Source organism: Mesorhizobium robiniae (genome assembly GCF_040545535.1).
GTDB lineage: Bacteria > Pseudomonadota > Alphaproteobacteria > Rhizobiales > Rhizobiaceae > Mesorhizobium > Mesorhizobium robiniae.
Map to the genome: position 1 here is coordinate 180582 of NZ_JBEPMC010000012.1, position 25782 is coordinate 206363.

Here is a 25782-nt window from a genome sequence, read left to right on the forward strand (position 1 = left end):
GCTTGCATTTCGCCTGTCAAATGTAGAAGTGAACGCCGGCGGCCAATAGTTTTCGATAGATGGGTTTCAGGGGTTGTCGAAAATTCTCTAGCGAAATCAGCCTTGCGGAGTTCAGGAGCCGATGCCGTAGCGCTGCAGACACGGCGCGAGCGCGTCAGCCGCGCCGCAACGCGCGGGCAGCTCGACGCGCAACCGCGCATAGGCCCATTGCCGCCAGGGACGCGGAGAACTGCCGGATATCTCGATGCGGACGAGTGACGGCATGCGGTTGGTGCTTGTCCATTCGGGGCTGAGCGCGCCGTCCGGCCCGGCATAGCTGAACGAAAGCTTCAGATCGCCGCGCACCAGCGGAAGATCCTCCCCGCCCCCGCCCATCATGTAATCGCGGCGGGCACGAATGAGGGCCCCGTCGGCTCCGGCCCGACCCATCGAATAGGTGATGTCATCAAGTCCCGCACGCGGCTCGTAGCCGAGCGCCGGGCGCACGAAGGTGACCTCGTCGGCATGGCCGGTGAAGCGGATCGCAGCGGCTCCTTCCGGGTTGGAATAGCCGGGCTGCGCCGCCTCCAGATCCTCGACCATCCGGTCGAGAATCACCGCCACCGTGTCCTCCTGCCCGCCTCTGGCGATCATCCCCTGCCATTGGCGCAGCCAGGTTCCGGTGTAGAGTGCCAGCCCACCAAACAGCATCGTCGCAAGCACCAGCGAAGCCAATGCCTCGATCAGCGTGAAGCCGGCCCGAGCGCTGCGTTTCCTCGTCATTGCAGCTTGCCGAGGCGCACGGTCTGTATCACGTCGTCATCCGATCCGTCGGTGCTGCGAACCGTTACGGAGTAAAGCTGCCATCCGACCCGAGCCAGCGCAGCGCCGCGTTCGAAGCGGTATGGTTCCACGATGACCGTGAAATCTCCGATCACGCGCCGGCCCGTTCGCAACGGGTTAAGGGTCATCGCGGCCGCCATGGCAGCCTGCATGCCGACACGGCGTTCGGTCGATCGTTCCAGACCCGCGAACGCACCTGCGGTGCCCGTGATCATGCGCGCGATCGGAATGATCAGCAGCACGGCGACGGCAAGCGAGGCCAGAACCTCGATCAGCGTGAAGCCGCGTCTGCGCCGCGCTGTCATTTCGGGCTCATTTCCACGCGGCCGGTCAACCAGTCGACGCGCAGTTCGATCTCCCGGCCGCTGGCGGACAGTGTCATGACGCCCCCGCAGGACCGTCCGTCGGCAAGGAAGCGCAAGGCTCTGGTTCTGCCTCGTATGGGACACCGGTCCGACGTGACCCAGTTCATGGCCACCCCGTCCCTGATCGAGATCGGATTGGCGCCATCCACCTGGATGCGTTTGTTTCCCGGATCGACCGACACGTCGGCGACGCTGCCCGTGGTCAGCGCCTTCGCTCTGCCCTTGCGGAACTCCCCGCTGACGCGAACCGCCTCGGCGGTAAGCTCCGCAGCCCCGATGCTGGAACGCGGGCGCGGCATCAGCACGAAAGCCGCTAGAGCGACGATCGCAAGCGCCGCGACCACGTCGAGCAGTACGACACCGCGCTGCGCTCTTTTGCGGTTGCCGTTGCCCTTAGGGCTGGCCGGACACATTGGAGCCGCGCCCATCGAGCCCGTCGGTGGTGATGTTGAACGTCTTTCCGTCGCTCGCGTATTTGTATTCATTGCCCCACGGATCGAGAGGAAGGTTCTCGCTGCGAAGGTATGGCCCGTTCCAGACCTGGATGGTCGAGGGCTTGCGCAACAGGGCTCCCAGGCCCTCGGCCTGCACCGGATAACGGCCGACATCGATGTAGAAGATGTCGAGCGCGCTGGAAAACGCCTCGATCTGAAGCTTCGCCGCGCGCTCGCGCGAGTCGGACAACTGCGCGAGAACACGAGGACCGACGAGCGCCGAGATCAGGCCGATGATGGCCAGCACGACCAGCATCTCGATCAGCGTAAAGCCCGCCCTGCGGCGCCGGGCACGCTTGCGCTGCATGAGATTGGGACCAACTGCGAAATGAACGCTCATGCAAACAGCCTCCTATCGGACCATGTCGTTGAAGGACATAAGGGTGGACATGATCGACACGATCATACCACCGATCAAGATACTGATGGTTGCCACCGCCGCAGGGCCGACAAGCCCGACGATACGCGACAGCGAACGCTCCAGCCGCACTTCATAGAAGTCGGCGACACGATAGGCCAGCCCCGCGAGTTCGCCACTTTGCTCGCCGAGCCTCAACATGCGCACCGCCAGCGGGGGAAGCTGAAGAATCTCAAGCGCATGGCCAAGCCTATTCCCCTGCCTCAGCGCGTCGGATGCCTGCTGCGCGCGTGCCCGGGCGGCCTCGCCGTGATCGATGGTATCGCTGATGAGCTTGAAAGCCACAGGAACCGCCACGCCCGTTTCGACCATGATGCCCAGGAGACGGGCGAAGCGCCCTGTCCGATAGCTCCCCGGTATCTCAGACAGAAGCGGAAGCTTCTTGGCGAAACCCCAGAGCCATGCCGAGAGAAGGCCCCGCCGTGCCGCCACGAATCCCAGCAATACGAGTATCGAAGCCGCAAGCAGAAGGACCAGCCCGTGGGCGCGCAGGAAATTCGAGACCGCGAACATCACCACCATCAGCGTGTCCTTCTTGCCGCTGTGCATGATCATCGGTTCGAACTGAGGAACGACCCCCACCAGGAAGAAGACCAGTACGCAGATCGTGCCGGCAAACAGGACTGCCGGATACCGCAGCGCCTCGCTGACCTTGGCCTGCAATGCCTCGAAATGCTGGCGCTCCTGCACGATGCGCGACAGGAGGATGGGCAATTTGCCGGAGGTCTCCGCGACACGAACCATAGCGACCTGGAACGCCGGGAACAGAGCAGGCCAGGCTTCCAGCGCATTGGAGAATGACTTGCCCGACGCCAGGTCGGTGCGAATGCCGGCAACCACGGGCTGAAGCCTGCCGCTGTCGAATTCCTTTTCCATGATCGCCAGCGCTTCGTCGATCCGGATCCCCGCATTCAGCATGATCGACAGGTCGGAGAGCAGCCGCGTGACCTGCGCCACCGGTATCCGGGTCGAAAACAGCGGTGCGCGCGATGCAGACTGCCCGCTCTGTTCGACACTTACTGGGATCAGCCCGCGCGCCCCGAGCTTCTGGACGGCATCGTCGGAATCGGACGCATCGATCCGCCCGAGTTCGAGACGACCCTCACCATTCAAAGCCTTGTATGCGAATGCCGTGGAGCCCATGGGTCAACCGCCGGAAAGCGTCGGCGGCGGTTCCTCCGACGGAAACATTTGTTCACCGCTCGGCTCATCCGAAAAGCGCAGGGAGGCGCGTCCTCCCGCTCCATCGAGCTTGACTTCAAACTGGCCGACGGCCTTCAGGGTCCAACCTTCCCGGCTTTCCCCGGTGCGCAGCGTGAAGGCCGCCATTTCGGCGGGGGCGGTGAAGGTCGCGCTGTTGAGACTTGCCGACCGCACGATGCCGACCAATTGCCAATCGGGCGCCGTGGCAGGGGGCGGCTCGGGTTCCGGCTCGGGCTCGGGTTGCATGACAACAGGTTCCGGCTCGGGGGCACTGAACGGGATCGGGGCAGTCCGGTCCGGCGAGAACAGCGGCCGATCCCGAAGCGCCGCATAGTCGCTCACCTGGCGTTCCCTGACCGATAGCTTTTCTGAGCCGAAGGACAGGCTCGAAGAGGCCGCGGTGGCGGCGAGGATCATTGTCGCGCGCAGCATGGTCATCATGACTGGGGTCCCTTCTCCCGGAAGGCCGACAACGTGACGTTCAGCGACAGCGGCCGATCCATGGAACCCGAGGCCTGATCTCCCCCCGACAGATCGACCTTTCGGTTCAACCGAAGCCTGAAGCTATCAACGACCATCACGGGCGAACCTGCCTCGATGGCATACATGAGATCGGGCAGAGATTGCTCCATAACCTCGATATCGGCAGTCAAACGAATGCGTTCCAAAGACTCCAACTGAGGATCGCCTATATTGGCGACCTGACCGTCTGTGGGAACATCGACGCGCCGGATAACGGCACCCACGCGTTCCACGTGGTTGGAGAGCAGACGCTGGAATTCGGCCGAGACGAGCCCGCTGGTTTGCGCATCGAGGAGAATCTTGCCCTCGCCGGGATCCAGAGCCTGGTTCGCGCTTTGGGGAACCGGGGGAGTCGACGCCTTGCTTTCGAGCAAGGCGGTACGTTCCTCATAGAGCGCCAGCGCGCGCGCCTCCGCGCGCCAGGACAGCAGCGTATCGGTGACGAGTACAAGAGCTCCGACGACCAGCAGGGCCATGACGACCAGGGATTGAAGCCGCGTGTCGCGCCATAGGGGTGTCGTCCTCATCGTAGCGAACCTCCCGTGCGGATGAGGGGGCGGGTGTCGACCTCGAACTCCGAGGTAACGCCATCCTCGCCGCGCAGGGCCGATCCGACCAGCTTGCTGTCTTCGAAGCGACCCGACGATTCCAGCGCGGTCAGCACTTCGGGTACATCCATGGTCCGGCCCGAGAGACGCATGCGGCCATCGGCGAAGGACACCTCAGTGGCATAGGAATGCTTCGGCAACGCCGAAGCGAGGTCGTCCAATGCCCCGAGCGCGCTTATCGCGTCGTCCTTGATATTCAGCGCCTCCTGTTCCGGCGCTGTATCAGCCTTGTACGGAGTCGCCGCCAGCGCGATTGCCTGGCGCGCCTTCTCGGCCCGGATCTCGACGGCGGCTCGGCGCTCGGCATAGCTGTTCTGGATCATCGGCCGCACCGCCACAGCCGTGACGGCAGCGACCAGGCTAACGCCCAGAATTCTGGCAAGGACAAACTTTATGCGGCCACGCGTGCCGGCGACCCGTTGCCGCTGTGTCAATACTGCCACGGCATCGCCTTCCGGAAACGGCGCCGAGATCACGACCTGGCGGGCCTCGGCCACATTCAGGCAGGCCAAGGCAGCAGCGACACGCGACCTCGGAACGATCGCGACGGCGACGGTGATCTGCCGCGCCTCACGGCTGATCCCGAGGACCCTGTGGCCGAAATAGATGTCGGAAGCAGGCAATGGCGAAAGCGCGCCCATCCGCGACGTAACGATGCCTTCGACGTGGCTGGCAGCCTCCATCGGCAGTTCGATCCGGCGCGCGATCACCCAGCTCGCCGGGATGCCGAGATGGACCGCCTTTCCATTCACCGCGGTTCGTAATGCGGCCGGCGCCTGCGTGTCTGGAGAAATCGGTATCGACAGGGGTGCTGACGGCTTTCGGCTGGTCGCCGGCTCGATTTCAAGCGCGCTCCCACCGTCCGCGACCCGTGCGACCACGCGGCTGCCGGATTTGACGCGCGCGAGTTCATCCAGCAGGGAGGCCGGTCCCGCGATCCAGTCATCCATGCCGCGGATCGCCGCGGTGAAAGGAGAAGCCATCCCGATCAAACCCCAGAGCAGAAACTGGCGCCGGATCTGGAGTTCCGTCGCCCGCGTGAATACAAATCATAGCGCATCTTCAGACCCTTATTCCAGATCAATCGCAGTTCTTCGCCATTGAGTACCCGATAGGGCACGTCTTCGGAACCGGACACCATCAACGGCGCCTCGAAGGTCTCGCCGTAGCCGGACGGCAATTCTGCCCGCAGGTCCACCCTCCAGGTCGGGACCTGCTCGCTTCTCATCAGAATGTCCCGAAGCCGCTCGTGTTGGCGACGCCATCGAGAGGATCAGGCCGCACCGCGACATGCTCGAGATACTCACCGGTCGAGGTGCAGGCAGCCACCAGCGCCAAGGCGCAGGCGACAAGGCCCTTGCGCAACCACCTTCATTTACGCAAGCTGACCGGAGACGCCCGCCGGCAAACTGTACATCTCAAGGCCGGTAAGGCGGCGTCCACAAGCCAGCGTCCATTGTGCTGAGGGTTAACTGCGACAGGTACGTTCGATGAACCTACAGCATACAGAAGTACACTCACTCTTGTCGTCCATGGCCGATGCCGGACTGGCGAGCCGCGAGGCTACGCGGGGTCTTTTCGGTGAGAACGCGGCCTCTCGTGCCTCAGACCTGCACCGCCTGATCGAAGCGCAGATCGTCGACGCCGATGCCCTCGCAGGCTTCCTGTCGTCCTATTATGGCGTGCGGCTTCTCGACCGGCAGCAGCTCGCTGACTACAGGCCCGTTGCGCAGAATCTCTCAAACCGATTTCTTGTGGAGAACTGGATCGCGCCGCTCACGGCGCCTGATGGGAGCGCCGTCATAGGGGTTCTCCACCCCGGAGACGCAGACCCGATAGAGGCGCTGCGATCCGTTCTCGACGGTGACGTCGAGGTCTGTGTGGTTCCCGCACCCGACCTGGAATCCTGCCTGGAACGCCTTTCCGGCACCCAGGATGCTGCCCAGGCCACCGGCGAAGGAGCAGCCTCCGAAGCGGCTATCGCAAGCCTGCGGGATCTCGCGAGCGGCGCGCCGGTCGTGGTTATCGTCGACGACATCTTCAGGCGCGCGCTCGACCTGAGGGCAACCGACATCCACATCGAACCGATGCGCGGACGGCTCGTGATGCGTTTCCGCATCGACGGCGTCTTGCGGATCATGCCTTCGCCGCCGCACGAAATGGGCGATGCGATCGTGTCGCGCATCAAGGTTCTCGCCGGCCTCGACATCACCGAGCGCCGCAAGCCTCAGGATGGTGCGATGCGTCTTCCCATCGGCGACCGCGAAGTCGAACTGCGCGTTGCCACCCTCTCGTCCATCCATGGCGAGACCGTCGTCATGCGCATCCTGCACCGCGACAGCGTCCTGCTCGATTTCGCGGGCGTGGGCTTGGACGAGGAAGAACGGCAGACGCTGAACCGGCTGCTTGAGCACACCCATGGAATGATTGCGGTCGCCGGCCCGACCGGTAGCGGCAAGACGACGACGCTCGCCGCCGCGCTCTCCAAGCTCAACGATCCGGGCCGCAAGATCGTGACCATCGAGGATCCCGTCGAGTACCAGATCCCCGGCATCGTGCAGTCGCAGATCAACTCCGCGATCGGCATCACCTTCTCGTCCGCGATCCGGACGTTCGTGCGTCAGGATCCCGACGTGATCCTAGTCGGCGAGATACGCGACGGCGAGACGGCACGGGCCGCCGTCCAGGCAGCGCTCACCGGACACCTCGTCCTCACCACTGTCCACGCGAACACCGCGGCGGCGGCCTTCACCCGTATGCGCGATCTGGGTGTCGAGACCTATCTGCTGGTCGGTGCCGTACGCGGCATCGTCTCCCAGCGCCTGTTGCGGCGGCTCTGCGATCACTGCAAGCAGGAAGGAATTCTTTCGACCGAGACTTTCTCCTCCGACTCGCGCTACCAAGCCGTCGGGTTCTCCCCGCGCCAGAAAGTGTTCAACGCAGTGGGCTGCGGCCGTTGCAACGGCACGGGGTATCGAGGCCGCATCGCGGTGTTCGAGATCCTGGTCCTCGATGAGGATATCATTGAGCTCGCTTCACAAGGGGCAGACCACTCCAGAATCGAAGCGCTCGCGCTGGAGCGGGGCATGAGCACGATGGCGCATGACGGTGCCAGGAAGGCAGCGCAAGGCTTCACCTCGCCGGCGGAGGTGCTCCGAGTCACCGGGTTTCGCTGAGCGCATCCATCCACGTTCGTGCTTGCCTCCGACCCGCGGACGGGCGGTTGGAATCTCCTCCGCAGGACTTGCCCGCTATTGCCCGCCTTCCTCGTTTTGATAGGGCTCTATGCTGTCGCCTTCCAAGACGTAGCCCGAAGCAACCTCGCTTGAACCGTCGACGAAGGAGAGGTCTTTCTTTTCAGACTGCACTCGCATCGTGCCCGTTATCATGACGCCCTCGAACAGACTCGTAGCCGCGAATGGAGCGGAGGATTTCAAGTAGATCACCTGGTTCGGCGGCGGTGGCGGCTCATGGATGCACGCACCGAAATAGGGAACTAGCAGGAACTCGGTCGTACCGTTCGGATCAAAATCCAGCGGCAGCAGATAGCCGGCGATGGCTACCCGCTTGCCGTCATACTTCTTCTCGGTAAGGGTTCCACGCCTCTCGATCTCTCCAGCCCAAATCAGGTATCGTTCGTAAAGCGCATCAATATCGACGCCTTGCTTTGCTAATTTCTCCCTGTCGACCTCGACCCTGTTCTTGGCTTCGTCGCGCCGATAGGCAAGCTCTTCGTCCACCTCGCCCGATGGGTAATTCTTCAAGTAAAGGACATTTCTCAACGCCTCCTGCTGATCCTGCGGAAGCTCTTCCGGGAAATTTGCCAGCGGTTCTGTCGACGGAATCAGCATCTCCCATTTCAGCTGGGTGGCGTCCTCGCCGAATGCCGCGCCGCAGCCAACGCCCAAAACAGCCAGAATGAGAGCGATGCCGTGGAGCATCGATCTCGCGTTGCCGAGGAAGAATCCGGGAGTCTTCATGTTCTCACCATCATGCCGTTTGCGAGGGACATCCTGTAGGCGCGATAGGCAGGCAGGAAACCGGCCGCCATTCCGCCGATCAATATTGCCAATAGCAACAGCGCATCGGTCGTGGATGGAGGCTGAATGCCGATGTCGATGCCGAACTGTCTGTCAATAAGCGGGCGGGCCACCACCAGGGCCGCATAAAGCGCGGCCGTGCCTATTGCGATTCCCGCCACCGTTAGCAGTGTCGCCTCTCCGACAAGAAGTCCTGCAACCGTGCCGGGCTTTGCCCCCAGCGAGCGCAATATCGCGATCTCACGCCGTCGCTCGTTGAGCGTCGACAGGATCATCGCCGACAAACCGAGCATCGAGGTCACCACGACCATGGCGGAAACGCCAAGCAATGCGGTCTCGGCAGTGGCGACCAGTCTCCACATCTCCTGCAAAGCGACCCCCGGCAGCACAGCCGAAAGAGGCTCGGCCCTGTACTCGTTCACAGCGCGCTGGAATCCGATGACTTGCAGGCGCGACTTCAAGCCAATGATCGCGGCGGTTATCGCCCTCGGAGGAAGCGACATCTGCCGCAGACGGTCGGCCGTCGTCACTTGCCCCGGGATCCGTGAACCAGACCGCCAGTCGACATGAATGGCCTCGATAGCCTTGAGACTGACATGCAGGGATTTGTCCACCGGCGTGCCGGTGCGTGCCAGAATGCCGGAGACGCGAAACGGGAGGTCGTCATGCTGCGGCCCAAGGGAGCCCGCGCCGTGCGCGATAGTGATCTTGTCGCCGATGGAATAGCCAAGCCCGCTAGCAACGTCCGAGCCGATGACGACATCGAAAAGGTCATCGAAGGGTGCGCCTGCAGCAAACTTCAGGGCTTGTCCGCCGCGATACTGGAGGTGCTCGAAATAATCCAGTGTCGTCCCGATGACGCGAAAGCCGCGATGGCTGTCGCCGAGTGAAAGCGGAATTACCCAGGCTACCTGCGGGCGCGAAACGATATCCTGGTAGCTGCGCCACGTAACGTTGTTGGTGGCGTTACCGATGCGGAACACGGAGTAGAGAAGGAGTTGCATGGCGCCTGACCTTGCACCGATGACCACATCCGCGCCCGACACGGTCCCGGCGAAGCTGTCTCTTGCCCCGCTGCGCACCTTCTCGACACCGAGCAGCAGCATGACGCTGACGGAGATTGCAAGAATCGTCAGCAGCACCGTGATCCAGCGGTTGCGCAGGGACTGGAGGGCAAGGCGGGCGACGATCATCTCTTGTCGCTTTCGCGTTTCGACGTTGCCAGGATGTCGGTGAGCTGGACCACTCTGGTGAAATGTCGTGCCAAGCGTCGGTCGTGACTGACCATGATCAGAGTTGCCTTTGTAGCGTCGATCTGACCGAACAGCAGGTCAAGAAAATCTTGCTGCCGGTCGTCGTCGAGAGCCGATGTCGGCTCGTCGGCGACAATAATCTCGGGGGAGCCGATGAGCGCCCGCGCCGTCGCGACGCGTTGCTGCTGCCCAACGCTCAATGTGGCCGCCGTCTGCTGCCCGATATCCGCCGGAAGCCCCAGGGCAGACAAGAGGCGCCGGGCTTCGCTCTCCGTGCCGCCCGCCGCCGTTGCGCGGGCGCGACGTTCCGGTGCGAAGCTGAGCGGTAACAGCACATTGTCGATGACGACGCCGTAGGGAAGAAGGTTGAACATCTGAAAGATGATGCCAAAATGTTCCGCCCGAAACCGATCGCGCCCGCTGCCGCTCAATTCGTCAAGCCGTTGCCCCAGGACTTCCAAGCTTCCGGCTTGCGCCAACGCGATGCCTGTCAGCAAGCTGAGGAGCGTCGACTTTCCGCTACCGGATGCGCCAAGCAGCAGAAGACGCTCGCCGCGGGAAACTTCGAACTCGCCGATTGAGAGGCAAAACGGGTCTCGCGCGTTCCACCTGTATTCGACGCCCTGCAAGCGCACGGCGTCTGTCGCGGCTTCCGCTTTCATCTCATCTTTCCAGATAGCGCGCCTCGCGGGACACCTCAAAAGCGGTCTGTCCATTGGCATCGACGACCGTCACGTCGAGTTTCCCGGATCCGGCGAAGCGATCGAAGAAGGGGAAGTCGAGCCATGAGACCTGGGCAGCATCCGCGCAGGCGAGAGCATAAGTTGCTCGGAACTCGGTGTGATGGGCCTCGTGCTCTTTAGAACCCGCGGCCTCACCAGCCTCCGCCGTAGCATGGTGGTCCTCATGTTCTTCCGCGACGACTTTGACGTCGGCGGAGGCGACGGCGCACCCCGCCGCGTCGGGCAATGCGAAGAGCTTCAACGGTTCCTTCAGGTCGGCGAGCGCGGTCTCGACAGCGCTCTTCTGCTCGGCGGTCTTAGCTTCGTGCTCAAACCCGACAACATCCATGCCGGGGGCAGCGAGCTCCATCTGAACATTGTTGGCCTCGATAGTGATCGCCAATGTCCCGTGTCCATGGACATGTGGACCGAGCTCTCGACGTTCTTCTTCTGCGTGCGCGGCCGAAACAACAATAAAAATGCCGGCGGCAATCAATGTCCCGGCGTGGTGATGCAATCTCATCTCTGTCTCTCCACTGGTCAGTAGCCGCCATCGACAGGTGTTGCGCGAGCCTTCGGGCCTGCCTGCCGGGTTTCCGGACTGCCCTGGCTTGAATGGATCGCCCCAGGGCTGTTTCGGTGCTGTTGGATCAGCCATCTTCCTCAGCGTCGAACGATGTCGTTAAAGCGATACGTCGATGGTGGCGATGGACGCGGTGGCGCGCTCGGCGCTACACCATCCTGGACAATTCGGCACTGATCTGTTTCGCCGTTTGACGCACCAGCCTTGCGCAGAGCTCGTGGCGCCGCGCGTCGTGCCGATACACGGGCATGCTGATGCTTACCGCTCCAACCGGTTCCCCCGAACGACTGAAGATCGGGCTGCCGAGACAGCGGATGTCCGGCTCGTTCTCCTCGTCATCGAACGCAAACCCTTGCTCGCGCGTCCGCTTCAACTCATCGAACAGCGCTTCGGGTGTCGTGAACGTCTTGGCGGTATGGCGTCTCAGATCCAGGCTCTTGATGACTTCCAGCAGCCGCTGGTCCGGCAGGCCAGACAGCCACGCCTTGCCCACGGATGTGGAGTGAAGTTCAACCTGGCCCCCAATACTGGTCTTCATCTGCACCCTGTTGGAGCCTACCAGCTTGTCGATGTAGACCATTCGGTTGTGGCTGGGCACCGCCAGGTGCACGGCCTCATCCGTTGCGTCGCGAAGTGATTCGAGAAAGTCCCTTGCAATCGTCCGCAAGTCGGAGTCTTCCCAGGTCTTGGCAGCGAGTTGGAGGAGGCGTGGCCCCAGGCGAAACGTTCCGCCGTCTCCTGACTGCGTGACGAGTCCCTCCGCCATGAGCGCCGCAACGAGGCGGTACACCGTCCCCCGGGGGAATGGCGCGCGCTTTGTCAGTTGGGCAATGTCCAGCGTTCCTGGGGCATCCGCGATGATCTGCAGCACCGTGATGAACTTCGAGAACGAGGCCGCTCCCTGGACGTGAGTAGGAGCTCCTGCATCGGCTTCGTCCTGGAGCTCACTTAGGCTCATGGCGCATCTCCTTACAAGCTTGACAACGGAACATGGTGGTACTACACGCCTTTGGACAAGCTGTCCATATTGTAGTCAGCGTTCGTAGTTCCGGTTCTAACCGTGTGATCGAGGAGGATCAACGGCAAACGCACTTGTGGCGAATTTGACCGTATCGGGACGTCCGTATCTTCCGCGAGAGGGTATGGGAATTTCTGTGGGAGAGGAAGCAGATGACCAAAAAAGGATACTGGGTTGCAATGGTCGATATTGCGGACCAGGAGGGCTATAAAGAATACATTGCCTTGAACAAGGCAGCGTTCGACAAATACGGGGCGTCCTTTGTCGTTCGCGCGGGAACGAGCCAGGTCATGGAGGGCCCTCACGCGAACCGCCTGGCGGTCATCGAGTTCAAGGACTACGAGACCGCTCTCGCCTGCTACAACTCTCCAGAGTATCAGACGGCGATCAAGGCCCGCGAGAAGCATGCCAAGGCACATCTGGCCGTCGTGGAAGGTGTCTAACACCGGGAGCTCGCTCGAGACCTTCTATCATACTGGTTGGAGGGATCGTTGTGTTTACCCTCGCGCGCTGTTCGACCGGATGAGCAGGACAGGCTTTCATCAAGCGATTGGGCGTCCATGCCCGGCCAGCATGCTGGAAGCGCCTTGCTCTTGGTCTCCGGATCTTCGTCAGAATGGGGCGAGGGTCATTGCATGCGCGCATAGCCTTTTTGGGAGCAGTTATGAGCACACCGTTGCAGTGGCTTTTCAAGGCTTTTGACGTCTTCGTAGTCGTCGGCATGGCCGTCATGAGCCTCCTGGTCTTCACAAATGTCGTGCTGCGGTATGGCTTCAGTTCAGGCATCCCGTTTGCGGTTGAAGTCTCGCGTGTGGTCCTTGTCTGGGTCATCTTTCTGGGATCAGTGGTGGCCTTGGCCAAGGGCGCGCATCTCGGCGTCGAGGCGCTGGTTGTCCGGTTGCCCCGAACGGCGCGCTTCGCCTGCTTTCTTGTTTCATACGGCCTGATGCTCTGGTGCTGCTGGCTCCTTGGACAGGGCAGTTGGTCACTCACTCTCATCGAGTGGGGCAACGTCGCGGCACTGTCGGGAATTCCCGTCGGCCTTACTTACGCCGCGGGGCTCGCCGCGGCCGTCACGATGGCGTTGATTCTCCTTCTTGATCTGTGGCGCTCGCTGCGCGGCATCCTGCCCGCTCCATGGTCGGGAACAGAGATCGATGTGCCGGCACCGGCCGTGCCCCCCGCGCTAATTTCGGAGAAAACACCGTGAGCGGCTTGGTATTCATCGGTTCCCTTCTTGGTGCGATGGGCATTGGGATTCCCATCGCCTTCGCCCTTATGCTTTCGGCGATCGCGCTGATGCTGATGATGGGAAATCTGGATGCGCAGATCCTGGCACAGCGGCTGGTCAATGGCGCGGACAGCTATCCGCTGATGGCGATCCCGTTCTTTCTCATTGCCGGCGAGCTCATGAACGCCGGCGGCCTCTCCCGCCGCATTGTGAACGTGGCCTTGGCGCTCGTCGGGCACGTGCGTGGGGGCCTCGGTTACGTGGTCATTGGCACGGGCGTGGTGATCGCCAGCGTCTCCGGATCCGCCATCGCGGATACGGCGACGCTTGCGGTCATGTTGGTTCCCCTTATGCGGCAGGCTGGCTACGACATGGGTCGAGCCTCCGGCTTGATGGCGGCGACAGGCATTATTGCCCCTGTGATCCCGCCCTCTGTCGGGTTTATCATCTTGGGTGTCACCGCAAACATTTCCATCATCGGCCTATTCTTGGCTGGAATCGTGCCAGGCCTCCTCATGGGGCTGAGCCTCGTGGTGGCTTGGTGGTTCCTTGCCAAAAAGGAAACGGCTACGGTCCGGATCAAACTGCCGCGCAGGGACATCCCGAAAACCATCCTGACCGCCGGTTGGGCGTTGATGATGCCGGTGATTATCCTGGCCGGACTGCGGTTCGGCGTCTTCACCCCCACGGAAGCCGGCGTCGTTGCCGCCGCCTATGCACTGTTCGTGGGGCTGGTTGTTTATCGGGAGCTGACACCGCGGCTGCTCTTTGACGCGCTGCTGTCAGCCGGTCGCATGACCGCAGTCATAATGCTGCTGGTGGCAGCCTCCATGGTCACCGGCTTCATGATGGCAATCACCAATCTGCCCGCCCAGCTCGTCAGTCTCCTCAATCCATTCATCGATTCGCCGATCCTGCTGATGGGTATGATCGTTCTGGCGGTCTTTATCATCGGCACGGCGCTCGATTTCGCACCCTCGATCACCATTCTGGTGCCCATCCTCATGCCACTCGTCCATGCGGCCGGGATCGACCCGGTTTATTTCGGGGTTATCTTCATGATGGTCAACGCGGTCGGCATGATCACGCCTCCTGTCGGAACGGTCCTCAACACAGTGTGCGGAATCAGCGGAGTTTCAATGGAGAAGGCTATGAGCGGTGCCTGGCCCTTCCTTGTCGCCCAGATGATCCTCATCGTGCTGCTGGTTCTGTTCCCGGCATTGGTGACCGTGCCAGCAGGCTGGTTCCATTGAGAACCCGAACCGTGGAGGAGTTGGACTGAACATTCGACGATGGCTTTGCCGCCCATGCGAGCAGGACCTCGACGACGACGTCGGCGGGGCCCTGACGCGGGAGGAGTTGCAGCCGCTGGCGCAGGTCAATGTCAAATCGCGGCATAAGTTCGAGTTCTTCACCTACCTCGGGCTGACCGAGGTCGACGAGGTGTACGGTGCCCAAGCGGGAAGCAGAAAGCGTGCTTTGTGGTTTTCAAGCTTCATAGAACGGTACTTTCCCGAGGCGCCGGGCGTAGGCTTGGGTTGGGTGTGTAGGTGAGGGTAGGTCGGCAAGGCAGCGCTCCAAATGCCTACTCCGTGTGGGTTCGCAGAGGCGCGGCGGCCTGCGTCTTGGCGGTAGTAGCCGCGTGTACCTCCACTGGTGATTATCTTGGAGACGTTGCCGCGCGGCCGGATCCCCTGGACAAGGTCGCGAACGCCGATTTGAGTGCGCGCAGGCCTTCCGGCGGCGGTTTTCTGTCGACGCTCGGCTTCGGCCGCACGCAGAACAACCGGCAGGGTGAAGTATACTACGGCTACGAACAGCAGCTGACTGCCGGCGAGCGCAAGTCACTCGAGCGGCTCAGCGGCGAAGAGTTCGAGGTCAACCTCGAGGAGGCCGAGATCAAGGTCGCGGCCCGCACGGTGCTGGGCGAGGTGCTGGGGATCAGCTACTCGATCGACCCTAGGGTCGCGGGCAACGTTTCGATCACGACGTCGAAGCCTACGCCGGCCCCGGAAATCCTCACCATGTTCGAGTCCGCGCTGCGCAGCAGCGGCGTGGCCATGATGCGCGAAAGCGACCGTCTGCGGCTGATGCCTGTGAACGAAGCGTTGGGAACCGCCCAACTCGATCAGGGCACCACCATCCAGCCCGGCTACGCCGTCACAGTGTTTCCCCTGAAAAATGTTTCCGCCAGCACGATCCTGCCGCTGCTCGAAAACTTCGTCGCCCGTGCCGGCATGGTACGCGAGGATCCCAGCCGTAACGCGCTGATCTTCCAGGGGACGGCGGCGGAGCGGACCGCGGCGATCGAGGCAGCGCGCTCATTCGACCAGGATTGGCTGGCGGACCAGTCGGTCGGTATTTTCCCCGTCAACAATTCGAGCGCGGCGGCGATGATGCCCGAGCTGAATCGCGTGCTCGACATCGGGGAGGGCGGGCGCGGCCGCAACACGATCAGGGTCCAGCCGATCGAGCGCAGCAACGCGATCATGGTCGTGGCTAAGACGCGCAACCAGCTGCAGCGTGCGGCGAGTTGGATCGCCCGCCTCGACCGTCTCGACGCGTCTGCCTCCAATTTGCGGGTGTACAAGGTCCAGCACCTCGAGGCACGGCGCCTTGCATCGATGGTCAATGAAATATTCAACGGCGCTCCGGCATCGTCGGCTTCGGAAGACCCGGCCTCGCAGTTTCCGCCCGGCTCGCAGGCCGACGGCCAGAATCAGGGCGCAAATGGTTCGCAGTCGGCCACTGTGACGCCGGATCAGCGCATGGCGGATGAAATGCCGATCGCGGGCGGCGAAACGCCGGCTCCGGGGGCGGGAAACACGAACTTGTCCCAGGGTGGCGTGCGCATCACCGCGAACCCGGAAAATAACACCATTCTAATCTACGCGCGGCCGGACCAGCAGCGGCTGATCGAACAGGCGATCACGGCACTCGACCGGCCGCAAGAGCAGGTTGCCATCGAGGCGACGATCGCCGAGGTGACCCTGACCAACGAGTTGCGCTATGGCGTGCAGTTCTTCCTGAAGTCCAGCGATCTCGGCCTGGGCGGCAACAACGGCTCGGTGGGCTTGTTCAAGGAAGCAGGCAAGGCTGTGCTGTCGCGAACGCTTCCAGGCTTCAACCTGCTGCTCGGCCCCGAAACCGAGCCGCGTGTCGTGATCGACGCCCTGCGGGGCGTCACCGAGGTCAAGGTGCTGTCGTCGCCGTCGGTCGTCGTCCTCGACAACAAGCCGGCCGTGCTGCAGGTCGGTGACGAGATTCCGATCGTCACCCGCACCGCGCAGTCCGTCACCGATCCGGAAGCGCCGATCGTTAACAATGTCGAGTTCCGCGATACCGGCGTGATCCTGAAGGTCCTCCCCCGCATCACGGGCAACGGCACGATCAGCTTGGTCATCGAGCAGGAGATCAGCTCCGTGCAGCGAAGCCAGGCGCAGTCGCTAACGCCGACCATATCGCAACGAAAGGTCAGCTCGACCGTGTCGGTGACCAGCGGCCAGACCGTCATGCTCGGCGGCCTGATCAGCGAACGCCAGCAGCGCGGCCGCGACGGCCTGCCGGTCCTCGGCGACCTTTCGCTGATCGGCGACGCGTTTCGGTCCAACCAGAATTCCGGGACGCGCACCGAACTCATCATCCTGATCCGGACGCAGGTCATCCGCGACAGCCTGGATGCGCAACATGTGGCTGAGCAGATGCGTTCGCAGCTCAGGCTGATGGACGAACCGTCCAGGAACGTGCCGCTGCGGCGGCCGGCCAAGACGATGATCGAATGAAGACATTCGTGGCGCGGCCGCGGGCCATCCCGGCCGTGGCGTCCGTCGTCGCCGCGGTGACGTTCCCGGCAATCGTCGGGGGAACCACATATACGTTGGCAGCCTGGGCCGCGCTGTGCCTGCTGGCGGCGGCGATCGCCGTTTATGACCTCGCGACGATGCTCATTCCCAACCGCTACACGCTGGGCACCCTTCTTGTCGGGGTTGCCGAGTGGCTCGCCGTGTCGGGAGACCCCGAGGCACTCGCCGTGCGGGCCGGTGGCGCTCTGCTGCTGGGAGGGGCGCTGTGGCTGTTCGATATGTTTTACGAGCGCCTGCGCGGGCAGACCGGGCTCGGGATGGGCGATATCAAGCTGCTTGGGGCATCAGCACTGCTCGTCGGGATTTCCGGGACCGGCGTTCAGATCATGCTTGCCGCATCTGCCGCGCTGATTTTCATCGCGCTGCGGGCGATGCGCTTGCGCAGACCGTTGCGTGCCGCGGCGAAGGTTCCGTTCGGCACCTTCATCGCGCCGGCGCTTGTCATCGTCTGGGCGTGGCTGCCCGCCGCATGGTGATTACATTGCTGGAGCCGGGGAGGGCTAAGTCTTGATTTCACCGGGATCGTGGCGTCACCTTTCGTGGCGAAGCATGGGGCCGAAAATGGGTCTTGCGGCAGTGGGCATGAACTCGGCAACGAGCCGGCGGGGTGCAATCCTCGTCAGCGTCCTGTGGATTATGATTTTTCTGGGATTCCTTGCCGTCATACTTCGCGTGCAGATGACCGGGGTCGTGGCCAGTGTGCGCGTCACGGAAGACAAGGCGTCGGCGCGCATTCTGGCTGAAGCCGGGCTGTCGCAGGCCGCGGCCGAGATCCGCGCCGGCCCGCCCGACGGTGTAGTCGCGCTGAGCGATCAGATATCGTCCACGATCACCCTGCCGGCCGGGGTCGCTTCCATCTCTGCGACAAATGAAGCGTTGCGGATCGATCTCAACACCGCCGAGCGGCCGCTGATCGTTGGCGCGTTGCGCGCCGCCGGCGCCGCTCCCGTAACCGCGGACGATCTGGCGACAAAGATCATCGGCCACCGCGCCGGGCCACCGCTGGACGGACAGCCGGCCGGTTCCGCTCCGCAGCAGGCTGGGGACGACACAAAGCTGTTTCAGACGGTCTCCGAACTCGCCGCCTTCCCGGGAATAACGCCCGACATCGCCATCGCCATCGAACCCTATGTTACCGTTTCCTCCGGCTTGGCAGGCGTTCGCCTGGAAGCACTCGATGATGGACTGCTGGGCGAGATTCCTGGCCTGCCGCCGTCGGTGCGAAAGGCGATCAAGGATTTTCACGCCGGCCGCTTGTCGCGTGAGCAACTCGACCAGTCGCTGGCGGGGGTGACCTTCAACACGCTGGAGCAGGCACCGAGCTGGCGCGTCGATCTCAGGACGACCCTGCAGTCGGGCTACAGCGAATCTTTCGAGGCATTGATGCTTGTATCGAACGCGGATGAGGCGCCCTACAGAGTGCTTGACTGGCGTCGCGCGGCAATTGAGCTGGAATGAATGCCCGTGGATGCATCATCGCACCGGTGAGGGCTGACGACCGTAAACATGGCCTTGGCCTAAGGACTTCAACATGGCTTCGAGTTTCGCCAGCGCGGAAGGCGCCATGAACCATTGGATCGCCGGGCCGGTGGCCCTGCTGGACGAGATCCGCCGCTCGGCGTCCGGTGTTGCCTGGTCTGAACCGTTCCGGGTTTGCCGGAGGCTCCAACTCCTGAGAAAGGGTGGAGTCTCCGGCGAACCCCGGATGGTTCAGGTCAAGTTTCGGGAATGAGGGACGCGACCGGTCTCAGCAAATACGCCAAGCGATTCTGGCACTCCTCTGTGGGATATCCCAACCGCAGGCATCAGAGCCCCCCGGACACCGTGATCAGGGTGCCTGTCATGAACCCGGCGCCAGGAGACGCAAGCATCAGGGCCGCGCGCGCGATGTCTTCAGGCTCCGCGATGCGCCCCATGGGGGTTGCCGCCGCAATCCTGGCTGGTCGCTCGGGGTTTCCGCCTTGAGTGTGTATCCGCGTGTTGGTGGTCCCGACACGTATGGCATTCACGCGGATGCCCTCCGGCGCCAGTTCTTTGCCCGCGCCGATGGAGATGGATTCCACTGCACCCTTGCTTGCGGCATAATGCACATATTCGTTCGGGCTGCCGAGGAAGGCGGCGAGCGAAGACATGTTGATAATCGTCCCGCCTCTGCCGCCCTTGCGGTTGGACATGCGTTTCGCGGCCTCCTGTATACAGTACATGACGGCGAAGACGTTGATCCTGAACGTGTTTTCCAGCACCGCAGGCTGCAACTCCTCGATTCTGCAGGCCTTCCCAATGATCCCGACATTATTGACCAGGCAGGTCACTCGCCCCAGTGCATCGTCGCAGGCGCTGAACAGAGCCTCGATGTCCTCCCTCTTGCCCACATCTCCCTGCACCGCGATGGCGCGGGCGCCTGCGGCCTTGCAGTCTTCAACGACTTCGGACGCAGCGCCGGCGTCCGAGAGGTAGTTTATGCAGACATCGTAGCCTTCAGCGGCGAACAGCCGAGCCGTTGCGGCGCCGATGCCGTGGCTTGCGCCGGTAACGATCACGATCGGTCTCACGGAATTACCTCCTCGCTCCTTCTTTGAGGGCATTCGCAGCCTAGAAAACGGTCTCAAGGATCGCGGCGTAGTCTTCCTTGGTCAGCGAACGTGGATTGGTGGGATGACTGTGGTCTGCAATGGCTCGCTCACACACCCAATCGATGACGTGCCGGGGGACCCCCAGTTCGGCCAATCTGGGTGTGATGCCCAAACTACGGTTCAACCCGTCCAGCGCGTCTGCGAGCGTTGTTTGTTCAAGTCCCGCCAGGCGCTCGAGGTAGCCGACCTTTTGAGCCACGGCTTCAACTTCCACGTTCCACCGAAGGACGGTCGGCATCAGGATGGCGTTGAGCGTCCCATGATGAAGCTTCGCCTCCTTGAGACCGCCCAATGCATGGCTAAGCGCGTGGACGGCTCCAAGCCCCTTCTGAAATGTCATGCCCCCTTCGAGGGCACCCATCATGAGTTCGGTCCGCGCCTCCGCGTTCGCGCCGTCTGCGTAGGCGATAGGCAAAGCCTTCCAGATGCGTTGGAAGCCGTCGGTGGCAATTGCCTCGGCAGGCGGATTATAGCGGGGGGAAAGGTACGTCTCGATGCAATGCGATAGTGCGTCAAGCCCCGTAGAGGCCGTCAGAGCCGGGGGAAGCCCCATCGTCAACCCCGGGTCACAGATCGCCCTGCGCGGGATGAGGTGCGGGCTGATGAATCCGAGCTTCCGGCCGTCATCCAGTGTGATCAGTGCCGCGCGCCCAACTTCGGACCCCGTGCCCGCCGTTGTCGGGATGGCCACGAGCGGCGCCACCGCGCCGGTGATGCGTGCCACCCCGCCCAGGATCGCTGCATAATGCTCAAGTTCACCACCGTGCGTGGCGAGCAGCGCCACGCCCTTGGCCAGGTCGATGGGAGAGCCCCCGCCAATCGCCACTACCCCATCGCAGCCGCCTTGCCTGTATAGCGCGAGACCGGCAGCAACTGCGCTCTCAGTCGGGTTGGAGGGAACGTCCAGAAAGACCGGCGCCATTTTCAGGAACTCGAAACCCCGGCGCTCAAGCAGACCAGCAGATTTGATGCCGTGATCACTGATCACCAAAGGGCGCGACACGCCGAGATCGCGCAAAATTTCTGCTAATGACTCGGCCGCTCCAAGCCCGAAATTGATGCTTGTAAGGTAGTTTATAGTGTTCACGCTGCCACGCTCCTTGATATTCCGCCCATATGAATCGCTGCAGCCACCGACTTGCATCCGGCACATTTCGTGCAGCCGGTGAATACGAAGGCGCGACCCTTTTTGGGATCATCCAGTCCATAATATGGACAATCTGCCCAAGCATTAGGCGGAACTCCGCAATTGTCAAGCTCCGCCTTGTGGTTGCGGCGCGCCTGCCGCCTTGACATGAAGGTTGCAGGTCTTTACAAGAATTTTGGACAGATTGACCACATTATGGTCGACTTGAAGGGCGACCTGGGAGGAGATGGTACAGTAACCGCCGACATGCTGATTTCGCCTGAGGAGCTGGCCAGCGGGCGCGGCGAACCAAAGCCAATGGGGATGTTCCTTCCCCCGCACCAAACGCCTTGGCAGGAGATCCATCGCGCAACTGTCGACCGTCTCGGGAATGGAGCCGTCATTGAGACCGCGGTTCACTATTGCGCAATCCAAGGCCTCCCGCGCGACAACCACTGATTGACGAGCGGAAGTTCGCACCGGCAGTGACACCCCCGAACCGGAAGGAAAGCCGTTGTCGAAACCCGCCACCACCGTGCTGATACCTGGCTGGATGCATGAGCATGCCCGGCGCATGCTCGGAACGCATTTCAACCTGGTCGAAACCCCTGACTGTGACATTCACACCCATCTGTCCGCGGAGGTGCGGGCTTCGATTCGTGGCGTGGCCTGTCGCGCCAGAATCGATCGGCAGTTCATCGACGCCCTTCCCAACCTGGAGATCATCGCCAGCTACGGCGTCGGCTACGACGCGGTGGATGCTGCCTACGCACGCAGCAAGAACATCGTCGTCACGAACACCCCTGATGTCCTGAACGAGGAGGTCGCCGACCTCACGTTGGGACTCCTTATCAGCGTCGTGCGCGAGATACCCAAGGCGGAAGCTTTTGTTCGCGAGGGCAGGTGGAAAGCATCAGACTACCCGCTCAGCCGTCTGACACTGCGGAACCGCAGGGTCGGCATCTACGGAATGGGGCGGATCGGTCGCTGCATCGCCCGACGAATTGAAGCGTTTGGGCTTCCTGTTGCCTATCACAGCCGGCGCCCGGCGGAGGGGGTCGCGTACGACTACTTTCCTTCACTGCTGGAACTCGCCAGTGCCGTCGATGTGCTCATCTCCATCGTGCCGGGCGACCCGTCGACCGCAAACAGCGTGAATGCCGAGGTGCTGTCCGCTCTCGGGCCCGAGGGCGTGTTCATCAATGTGGGCCGCGGAACCGTCGTGGACGAGGATGCACTGATCGGCGCTCTGCGCACGGGAACCATTGCGGCGGCCGGCCTCGATGTGCTCGCGGATGAACCAAATGTCTCCGACGACCTGCTGGCGCTCGACAACCTGACGATCCTGCCGCATATCGGATCCGCCTCGGTCGGTACGCGCACCGCAATGGCGGACCTCGTGGCACGGAACGTGATCGCCTGGTTCCAGAGTGGAGCGGCGGTCACACCCGTGCCCTAGACAGCATCCGATCTCGGCCGCCGAGGCCTCCTGCACCGTCGACGGAACGTAGCGGGTATGACGTTCAGTCCAACTGGCAAGCATCTGATCGCGGGCTCTGAAGCGCGGCGGTGAGGCGTTGACAATCCATCAATAGTCTGCCCATTATAAATTGTTGGACATCATGTCTATATTGTGGACAATCTCTCAGTTCCATGCTTGGGGTTTTGAGAGGGTTCGCGATGTCGGCAACGGTCAAGCAGATAAAGGAGGAGAGCGTGAGGAATTTATGGAAAGGCGGATTGGCCGTTCTGGCCGCGATAGCGATCGGGGCGGTAACGGCCACCGGAGCTCTTGCACAGACCGTGCGCGCTTGGACGCCAAAGCCGATAGAGCTGGCGCCATATGTGAAAGGGCATAAGCCCCATACGAAACTGACTGAGGTACTCGCCGGTAAAGACCCCTTCAAAACTTGGCGCCACAAGGTGGTCGACGATAAACACCTGAAAGCTGACTATGTGGGTTTGAAGGTAGGCGATTCGACGAGGACCAGGCTGGTGGCGGATCACCGCACCGCCTTTATTGTCTGGGACGGCCAGATTGAAGTCACTATCCAGGGTCAGACGCCGTTTGTCGCCACCAAGGGTTTCATGGTCCAGGTTCCGTTCCGCCTGGCGTTTACATTGAAGAACGTGGGTTCAACGCCATCGCTGCACTTTGAGATCTTCAATGCAGACAGTAACGTTCTTTACCCCGAAAACTCAGCAACATTGCCAAAGCCACCGAAGGTCAATGGGAGCGACCAAGGATGGTACCTGAGTCGACTTGATGCCCCCGATACCTATGAGCGACAGGGCACGCCTGTTTTCTACGACTTCCTTGCTTCGCCCGCGGCCGGTGCATTCGTAAGTGATGATCGCATGTTCGTTAACCGCATCCGCGGCCAAGCGTTCAATTGTAACCCTCAGCCCGTCACGAACATCGGACATTTCCACGTCGACTATGCTGAATTCTGGTTCATCATGGAAGGTCAGATCAGCTACAACATCGAAGGCCTGCCCTTCTTCGTCTCAGAGCCCGGCGATATCGTCTATGTCCCGGCCGGCCGCTGGCACTCGGCGGCGAACCATTGTCCGGGGTTCGACACGCGGATTGCCATCAACGGCTATCCGAGGGGTTCGCATCATTGGCCGGTGACCCAACCTGCAGTCCCCCCAATCGATGGACCTCCCCCGCACGCCCAAACCCCTGATCTTAACTGATCTAACCGGTGGCCCGTCCTCATCGCGAGGGCGGGCCACTTGGGTCCCACACACCTTTGGTGAAAGCGGCCGGCATTCGACCCGGTGTATTTTGGGGTTATGTTCAACGCAACTGCAGCAATTGGCATGATCACACCGCCAGTTGGCATCGTCCTCGGTGGTTAGTGTAAGCAACGTACCCTTCGCTTCAGTGGCCAAGGGCGCAATTCTCATACTGCCGGTCCTGTTTCCCTCATTGGCGACAGTCCCTGCATCCTGGTTCCTGTGAACCGATTCTTGGGAGGTTGAACTATGAAGAAAGTACTGTTTCTGACTGCGGCGCTGCTGGGAGGGCTTCTGGCTGCAGCTCCCGCATTGGCCCAGAATCCCCGCCTGGGCTACGTGCCCACAGAAGATCATCCGGTGGGACAAGCTTCGCGCTTCTTTGCGGAGCGGGTGGCAGAGAAAACTAATGGTCGCATCACTATCGAAACGTTCGGCAACGGCGTGCTCGGCAGCGAGCCCGATATGCAGGCGTCGGTTCAGGCCGGCTTCATCGACATCATGGTTGGCCCCACGCCCAACCTGGTCGGCGTCGTTCCGCAATTCATGATCTACGACCTTCCGTTTTTCTACAAGGATTTCGCCGCGGTCGATGCCGTCATGGACGGCGCGGTCGGCGAGCAGCTGTTTGCACAGCTGAAGGAAAAGACCGGCATCGTCGGACTGGCTTGGTGGGATAACGGCTTCCGCCACATGACCAACAAGATTCGCCCCGTCAACACGGCGGAGGATATGGCAGGGATCAATATCCGGGTCATACCTAACCCGTTGTTCATTGCGACGTGGACGGCCTTGGGCACCAATCCGACGCCGCTTCCCTGGCCTGAGCTTTACAGTGCCCTCGAAAATGGCGCCGTCGACGGTCAGGAGACGCCATACGCCCTTATCTACACCGCCAAGTTATATGAGGTGCAGAGCCATCTGGCCAAGACGGGCCATGTCTATACGCCGTTCGTTCTTCTCGCGAGCCAGAAGTGGTTTGGAAGCCTCTCCGAAGAAGACAAGGCAATCGTCATGGAAGCTGCGAAGGAATCGGCAGCCTTCCAACGGGAGCTTTCTCGCAAGGCGGCAGAGAGTTTGGAGGCGGAGCTTGAGGCGAAGGGTTTCAAGATTACCCGACCCACACCTGAAGCGCTCGCAGCCATGAGCGAACGCGTTGCGCCTGTCGTGAAAGAGTACAGCGAAAAGATCGGGGTCGATCTGGTCGAGAAGGCGCGCGCCGATATGGCCTCGGTTGCCAAGCCGTAAAGGTCTTGTTGCGCCGGAGCCAGGAAAGGTGGCGAGGGTTTCGAACTGCTCGGCCAGGGACGGATTCGGATTGAAGGCGTACCTCGCCTGTCGCTTGCGCATCATGTGGATCATTTCGATGCCGGAAAGGATGGTGGAGGCGGTGGCGCCGATTTGAAGCCGAGCATCGGCCGGACCCGGCGCTTAATCCGCCGATGGTCCTGCTCGATCCGATTGTCAAATACTGGCTCCGGCGGATGCGGATCGGCTTCAGCCCGGGCCGGGAGCGATCCTGCAAGCGATTTGTGGTGTCGCAGGAAACGATCGCCTCGTGGTTGGTCTGGCTCCCGTCGATGACGACGCGATCCGGTCGGCCATGACGTTCCAGCGCCGGTCTGAAGAAACGCTTGGCCGCCGGCAGGTCGCGCTGCTCGCTGAACCAAAACTCGACTGCGTCACCGACAGTGTCGATGGCGCGGTAGAGATACATCCACTGGCCGCGGCCTTGATGTAGGTCTCGTCGACATGCCATTTGCCGGTCACCCTACGCTTGCGCCGGTTGAAGCGCTCGAGCAACAGGGGCGAGAAACGAACGGTCCAGCGGTGGATGGTCGTAGGATCGACCTTAATGCCGCGCTCGGCCATCATCTTCTCAAGATCACGCAGACTGAGATTATAGGCCAGATACCACGCACAGCAAGATCACGTATTGGTCGAACATTGCAACCCTCCGAAATGATCGAAGGCTCCTTGCACAGCGCTGGTAATCAAAGGTTGCAACAGATCCATCTTGAGGACACGTTGATAGAGAAAGTAAGCGGTGGGACAGACGGTTTTCATCCCTCGTGAGCTCGATGCGAACGAGCCGCGCATTGCGGCCTCGCCCGACACGGTGAAGCGGCTGGCGGGGCT

General features: G+C 61.9%; 29 protein-coding genes and 2 pseudogenes. 11 read left to right on the forward strand and 20 right to left on the reverse strand.

The annotated features are described in order from the left end of the window. Positions 1-111: 111 nt before the first annotated feature. From ABID19_RS28020 to ABID19_RS28065, 10 genes are read right to left on the reverse strand one after another with little or no spacing between them, the layout of a single operon-like run. Entirely contained in the window at positions 112-762 is a 651-nt protein-coding gene (locus ABID19_RS28020; protein ID WP_354494132.1) for a PulJ/GspJ family protein, read from the reverse strand. Continuing rightward, entirely contained in the window at positions 759-1127 is a 369-nt protein-coding gene (locus ABID19_RS28025; RefSeq protein ID WP_354494133.1) for a PulJ/GspJ family protein, read from the reverse strand. The genes ABID19_RS28020 and ABID19_RS28025 overlap by 4 nt, the downstream gene beginning before the upstream one ends. After that, positions 1124-1615: a hypothetical protein gene (locus ABID19_RS28030; protein ID WP_354494134.1), complete on the reverse strand. Its 492-nt coding sequence runs from the start codon at positions 1613-1615 to the stop codon at positions 1124-1126. Before ABID19_RS28030 ends, ABID19_RS28025 begins: the two co-directional genes overlap by 4 nt. Beyond that, complete coding sequence (gspG, locus tag ABID19_RS28035) at positions 1581-2021, reverse strand: type II secretion system major pseudopilin GspG (RefSeq protein WP_354494135.1); 441 nt, start codon at positions 2019-2021, stop codon at positions 1581-1583. The genes ABID19_RS28030 and gspG overlap by 35 nt, the downstream gene beginning before the upstream one ends. A gap of 12 nt (positions 2022-2033) precedes the next feature. Continuing rightward, positions 2034-3242, reverse strand: coding sequence for a type II secretion system F family protein (locus ABID19_RS28040; protein WP_354494136.1), 1209 nt, complete (start codon positions 3240-3242; stop codon positions 2034-2036). 3 nt (positions 3243-3245) lie between these two features. Further along, positions 3246-3743, reverse strand: coding sequence for a hypothetical protein (locus ABID19_RS28045; protein ID WP_354494137.1), 498 nt, complete (start codon positions 3741-3743; stop codon positions 3246-3248). Beyond that, positions 3740-4351: a type II secretion system protein GspM gene (gene gspM / locus ABID19_RS28050; protein ID WP_354494138.1), complete on the reverse strand. Its 612-nt coding sequence runs from the start codon at positions 4349-4351 to the stop codon at positions 3740-3742. Before gspM ends, ABID19_RS28045 begins: the two co-directional genes overlap by 4 nt. Continuing rightward, positions 4348-5415 (reverse strand): PilN domain-containing protein, encoded by a 1068-nt coding sequence (locus ABID19_RS28055; RefSeq protein ID WP_354494139.1) that lies wholly within the window; start codon positions 5413-5415, stop codon positions 4348-4350. The genes gspM and ABID19_RS28055 overlap by 4 nt, the downstream gene beginning before the upstream one ends. Before the next feature lie 5 nt (positions 5416-5420). Further along, entirely contained in the window at positions 5421-5660 is a 240-nt protein-coding gene (locus ABID19_RS28060; RefSeq protein ID WP_354494140.1) for a hypothetical protein, read from the reverse strand. Further along, positions 5660-5797, reverse strand: coding sequence for a hypothetical protein (locus tag ABID19_RS28065; RefSeq protein ID WP_354494141.1), 138 nt, complete (start codon positions 5795-5797; stop codon positions 5660-5662). Before ABID19_RS28065 ends, ABID19_RS28060 begins: the two co-directional genes overlap by 1 nt. Positions 5798-5964: 167 nt before the next feature. Here ABID19_RS28065 and ABID19_RS28070 point away from each other — a divergent pair, with 167 nt between their 5' ends. Next, on the forward strand, positions 5965-7608 hold the full coding sequence (locus ABID19_RS28070) for a GspE/PulE family protein (RefSeq protein WP_354494163.1): 1644 nt from the start codon (positions 5965-5967) through the stop codon (positions 7606-7608). A 75-nt stretch (positions 7609-7683) separates the two neighbouring features. On the opposite strand, the gene ABID19_RS28075 is transcribed toward ABID19_RS28070, so the two are convergent. The 6 genes and pseudogenes from ABID19_RS28075 to ABID19_RS28100 all read right to left on the reverse strand — a co-directional run bounded on the left by ABID19_RS28075 (position 7684) and on the right by ABID19_RS28100 (position 11988). Further along, positions 7684-8412 (reverse strand): DUF3299 domain-containing protein, encoded by a 729-nt coding sequence (locus ABID19_RS28075; protein ID WP_354494142.1) that lies wholly within the window; start codon positions 8410-8412, stop codon positions 7684-7686. Next, positions 8409-9665, reverse strand: coding sequence for an ABC transporter permease (locus tag ABID19_RS28080; RefSeq protein ID WP_354494143.1), 1257 nt, complete (start codon positions 9663-9665; stop codon positions 8409-8411). Before ABID19_RS28080 ends, ABID19_RS28075 begins: the two co-directional genes overlap by 4 nt. Further along, the gene (locus tag ABID19_RS28085) at positions 9662-10387 is read right to left on the reverse strand and encodes an ABC transporter ATP-binding protein (RefSeq protein ID WP_354494144.1); all 726 of its coding nucleotides are present in this window, start codon (positions 10385-10387) and stop codon (positions 9662-9664) included. The genes ABID19_RS28080 and ABID19_RS28085 overlap by 4 nt, the downstream gene beginning before the upstream one ends. A 1-nt stretch (position 10388) precedes the next feature. After that, positions 10389-10970 carry a DUF2796 domain-containing protein gene (locus ABID19_RS28090; RefSeq protein WP_354494164.1) on the reverse strand — a complete coding sequence of 194 codons (582 nt, stop codon included), beginning with the start codon at positions 10968-10970 and terminating at the stop codon, positions 10389-10391. Between the two features lie 24 nt (positions 10971-10994). Continuing rightward, positions 10995-11105, reverse strand: a pseudogene (locus tag ABID19_RS28095) (DUF5681 domain-containing protein); the annotation flags it as partial. Between the two features lie 73 nt (positions 11106-11178). Further along, positions 11179-11988: an IclR family transcriptional regulator gene (locus ABID19_RS28100; RefSeq protein ID WP_354494145.1), complete on the reverse strand. Its 810-nt coding sequence runs from the start codon at positions 11986-11988 to the stop codon at positions 11179-11181. 212 nt (positions 11989-12200) lie between these two features. Here ABID19_RS28100 and ABID19_RS28105 point away from each other — a divergent pair, with 212 nt between their 5' ends. The 6 genes from ABID19_RS28105 (at position 12201) to ABID19_RS28130 (ending at position 18600) form a co-directional block, all read left to right on the forward strand. Further along, complete coding sequence (locus ABID19_RS28105; RefSeq protein ID WP_239363189.1) at positions 12201-12491, forward strand: DUF1330 domain-containing protein; 291 nt, start codon at positions 12201-12203, stop codon at positions 12489-12491. A 188-nt stretch (positions 12492-12679) separates the two neighbouring features. Further along, the gene (locus ABID19_RS28110; RefSeq protein ID WP_354494146.1) at positions 12680-13258 is read left to right on the forward strand and encodes a TRAP transporter small permease; all 579 of its coding nucleotides are present in this window, start codon (positions 12680-12682) and stop codon (positions 13256-13258) included. Next, the gene (locus ABID19_RS28115) at positions 13255-14532 is read left to right on the forward strand and encodes a TRAP transporter large permease (RefSeq protein ID WP_354494147.1); all 1278 of its coding nucleotides are present in this window, start codon (positions 13255-13257) and stop codon (positions 14530-14532) included. Before ABID19_RS28110 ends, ABID19_RS28115 begins: the two co-directional genes overlap by 4 nt. 465 nt (positions 14533-14997) lie before the next feature. Beyond that, on the forward strand, positions 14998-17061 hold the full coding sequence (gspD, locus tag ABID19_RS28120) for a type II secretion system secretin GspD (RefSeq protein WP_354494148.1): 2064 nt from the start codon (positions 14998-15000) through the stop codon (positions 17059-17061). Further along, on the forward strand, positions 17058-17618 hold the full coding sequence (locus ABID19_RS28125) for an A24 family peptidase (RefSeq protein ID WP_354494149.1): 561 nt from the start codon (positions 17058-17060) through the stop codon (positions 17616-17618). Before gspD ends, ABID19_RS28125 begins: the two co-directional genes overlap by 4 nt. A gap of 106 nt (positions 17619-17724) precedes the next feature. Beyond that, a complete protein-coding gene (locus ABID19_RS28130) occupies positions 17725-18600 on the forward strand; it encodes a hypothetical protein (RefSeq protein ID WP_354494150.1) in 876 nt (291 codons plus the stop codon). Between the two features lie 347 nt (positions 18601-18947). On the opposite strand, the gene ABID19_RS28135 is transcribed toward ABID19_RS28130, so the two are convergent. Both ABID19_RS28135 and ABID19_RS28140 read right to left on the reverse strand, forming a co-directional pair. Beyond that, the gene (locus tag ABID19_RS28135) at positions 18948-19694 is read right to left on the reverse strand and encodes an SDR family oxidoreductase (RefSeq protein WP_354494151.1); all 747 of its coding nucleotides are present in this window, start codon (positions 19692-19694) and stop codon (positions 18948-18950) included. A gap of 40 nt (positions 19695-19734) precedes the next feature. Beyond that, positions 19735-20862, reverse strand: coding sequence for an iron-containing alcohol dehydrogenase (locus ABID19_RS28140; protein WP_354494152.1), 1128 nt, complete (start codon positions 20860-20862; stop codon positions 19735-19737). Between the two features lie 162 nt (positions 20863-21024). On the opposite strand from ABID19_RS28140, the gene ABID19_RS28145 reads away from it, so the two are divergent. From ABID19_RS28145 to ABID19_RS28160, 4 genes are all read left to right on the forward strand, one after another. After that, positions 21025-21360 (forward strand): hypothetical protein, encoded by a 336-nt coding sequence (locus ABID19_RS28145; RefSeq protein ID WP_354494153.1) that lies wholly within the window; start codon positions 21025-21027, stop codon positions 21358-21360. 55 nt (positions 21361-21415) lie between these two features. Continuing rightward, positions 21416-22360, forward strand: a complete 945-nt coding sequence (locus ABID19_RS28150) for a 2-hydroxyacid dehydrogenase (RefSeq protein WP_354494154.1) — start codon at positions 21416-21418, stop codon at positions 22358-22360. A 221-nt stretch (positions 22361-22581) separates the two neighbouring features. Next, a complete protein-coding gene (locus ABID19_RS28155; RefSeq protein ID WP_354494155.1) occupies positions 22582-23601 on the forward strand; it encodes a cupin domain-containing protein in 1020 nt (339 codons plus the stop codon). A 291-nt stretch (positions 23602-23892) separates the two neighbouring features. Beyond that, complete coding sequence (locus ABID19_RS28160) at positions 23893-24891, forward strand: TRAP transporter substrate-binding protein (RefSeq protein ID WP_354494156.1); 999 nt, start codon at positions 23893-23895, stop codon at positions 24889-24891. A 30-nt stretch (positions 24892-24921) separates the two neighbouring features. Here ABID19_RS28160 and ABID19_RS28165 read toward each other — a convergent pair. Continuing rightward, positions 24922-25554: pseudogene (locus ABID19_RS28165) on the reverse strand (IS6 family transposase); the annotation flags it as partial. 18 nt (positions 25555-25572) lie between these two features. After that, the coding region (locus ABID19_RS28170; protein ID WP_354494165.1) for a hypothetical protein at positions 25573-25782 on the reverse strand (210 nt) is incomplete at its 5' end.

Bases quoted from the DNA above. Each gene is read 5' to 3' on its own strand.
- ABID19_RS28020 (WP_354494132.1), bottom strand. From the start codon at position 762: ATGACGAGGAAACGCAGCGCTCGGGCCGGCTTCACGCTGATCGAGGCA.
- ABID19_RS28025 (WP_354494133.1), bottom strand. From the start codon at position 1,127: ATGACAGCGCGGCGCAGACGCGGCTTCACGCTGATCGAGGTTCTGGCC.
- ABID19_RS28030 (WP_354494134.1), bottom strand. From the start codon at position 1,615: ATGGGCGCGGCTCCAATGTGTCCGGCCAGCCCTAAGGGCAACGGCAAC.
- gspG (WP_354494135.1), bottom strand. From the start codon at position 2,021: ATGAGCGTTCATTTCGCAGTTGGTCCCAATCTCATGCAGCGCAAGCGT.
- ABID19_RS28040 (WP_354494136.1), bottom strand. From the start codon at position 3,242: ATGGGCTCCACGGCATTCGCATACAAGGCTTTGAATGGTGAGGGTCGT.
- ABID19_RS28045 (WP_354494137.1), bottom strand. From the start codon at position 3,743: ATGATGACCATGCTGCGCGCGACAATGATCCTCGCCGCCACCGCGGCC.
- gspM (WP_354494138.1), bottom strand. From the start codon at position 4,351: ATGAGGACGACACCCCTATGGCGCGACACGCGGCTTCAATCCCTGGTC.
- ABID19_RS28055 (WP_354494139.1), bottom strand. From the start codon at position 5,415: ATGGCTTCTCCTTTCACCGCGGCGATCCGCGGCATGGATGACTGGATC.
- ABID19_RS28060 (WP_354494140.1), bottom strand. From the start codon at position 5,660: ATGAGAAGCGAGCAGGTCCCGACCTGGAGGGTGGACCTGCGGGCAGAA.
- ABID19_RS28070 (WP_354494163.1), top strand. From the start codon at position 5,965: ATGGCCGATGCCGGACTGGCGAGCCGCGAGGCTACGCGGGGTCTTTTC.
- ABID19_RS28075 (WP_354494142.1), bottom strand. From the start codon at position 8,412: ATGAAGACTCCCGGATTCTTCCTCGGCAACGCGAGATCGATGCTCCAC.
- ABID19_RS28080 (WP_354494143.1), bottom strand. From the start codon at position 9,665: ATGATCGTCGCCCGCCTTGCCCTCCAGTCCCTGCGCAACCGCTGGATC.
- ABID19_RS28085 (WP_354494144.1), bottom strand. From the start codon at position 10,387: ATGAAAGCGGAAGCCGCGACAGACGCCGTGCGCTTGCAGGGCGTCGAA.
- ABID19_RS28090 (WP_354494164.1), bottom strand. From the start codon at position 10,970: ATGAGATTGCATCACCACGCCGGGACATTGATTGCCGCCGGCATTTTT.
- ABID19_RS28100 (WP_354494145.1), bottom strand. From the start codon at position 11,988: ATGAGCCTAAGTGAGCTCCAGGACGAAGCCGATGCAGGAGCTCCTACT.
- ABID19_RS28105 (WP_239363189.1), top strand. From the start codon at position 12,201: ATGACCAAAAAAGGATACTGGGTTGCAATGGTCGATATTGCGGACCAG.
- ABID19_RS28125 (WP_354494149.1), top strand. From the start codon at position 17,058: ATGAAGACATTCGTGGCGCGGCCGCGGGCCATCCCGGCCGTGGCGTCC.
- ABID19_RS28130 (WP_354494150.1), top strand. From the start codon at position 17,725: ATGAACTCGGCAACGAGCCGGCGGGGTGCAATCCTCGTCAGCGTCCTG.
- ABID19_RS28155 (WP_354494155.1), top strand. From the start codon at position 22,582: ATGTCGGCAACGGTCAAGCAGATAAAGGAGGAGAGCGTGAGGAATTTA.
- ABID19_RS28160 (WP_354494156.1), top strand. From the start codon at position 23,893: ATGAAGAAAGTACTGTTTCTGACTGCGGCGCTGCTGGGAGGGCTTCTG.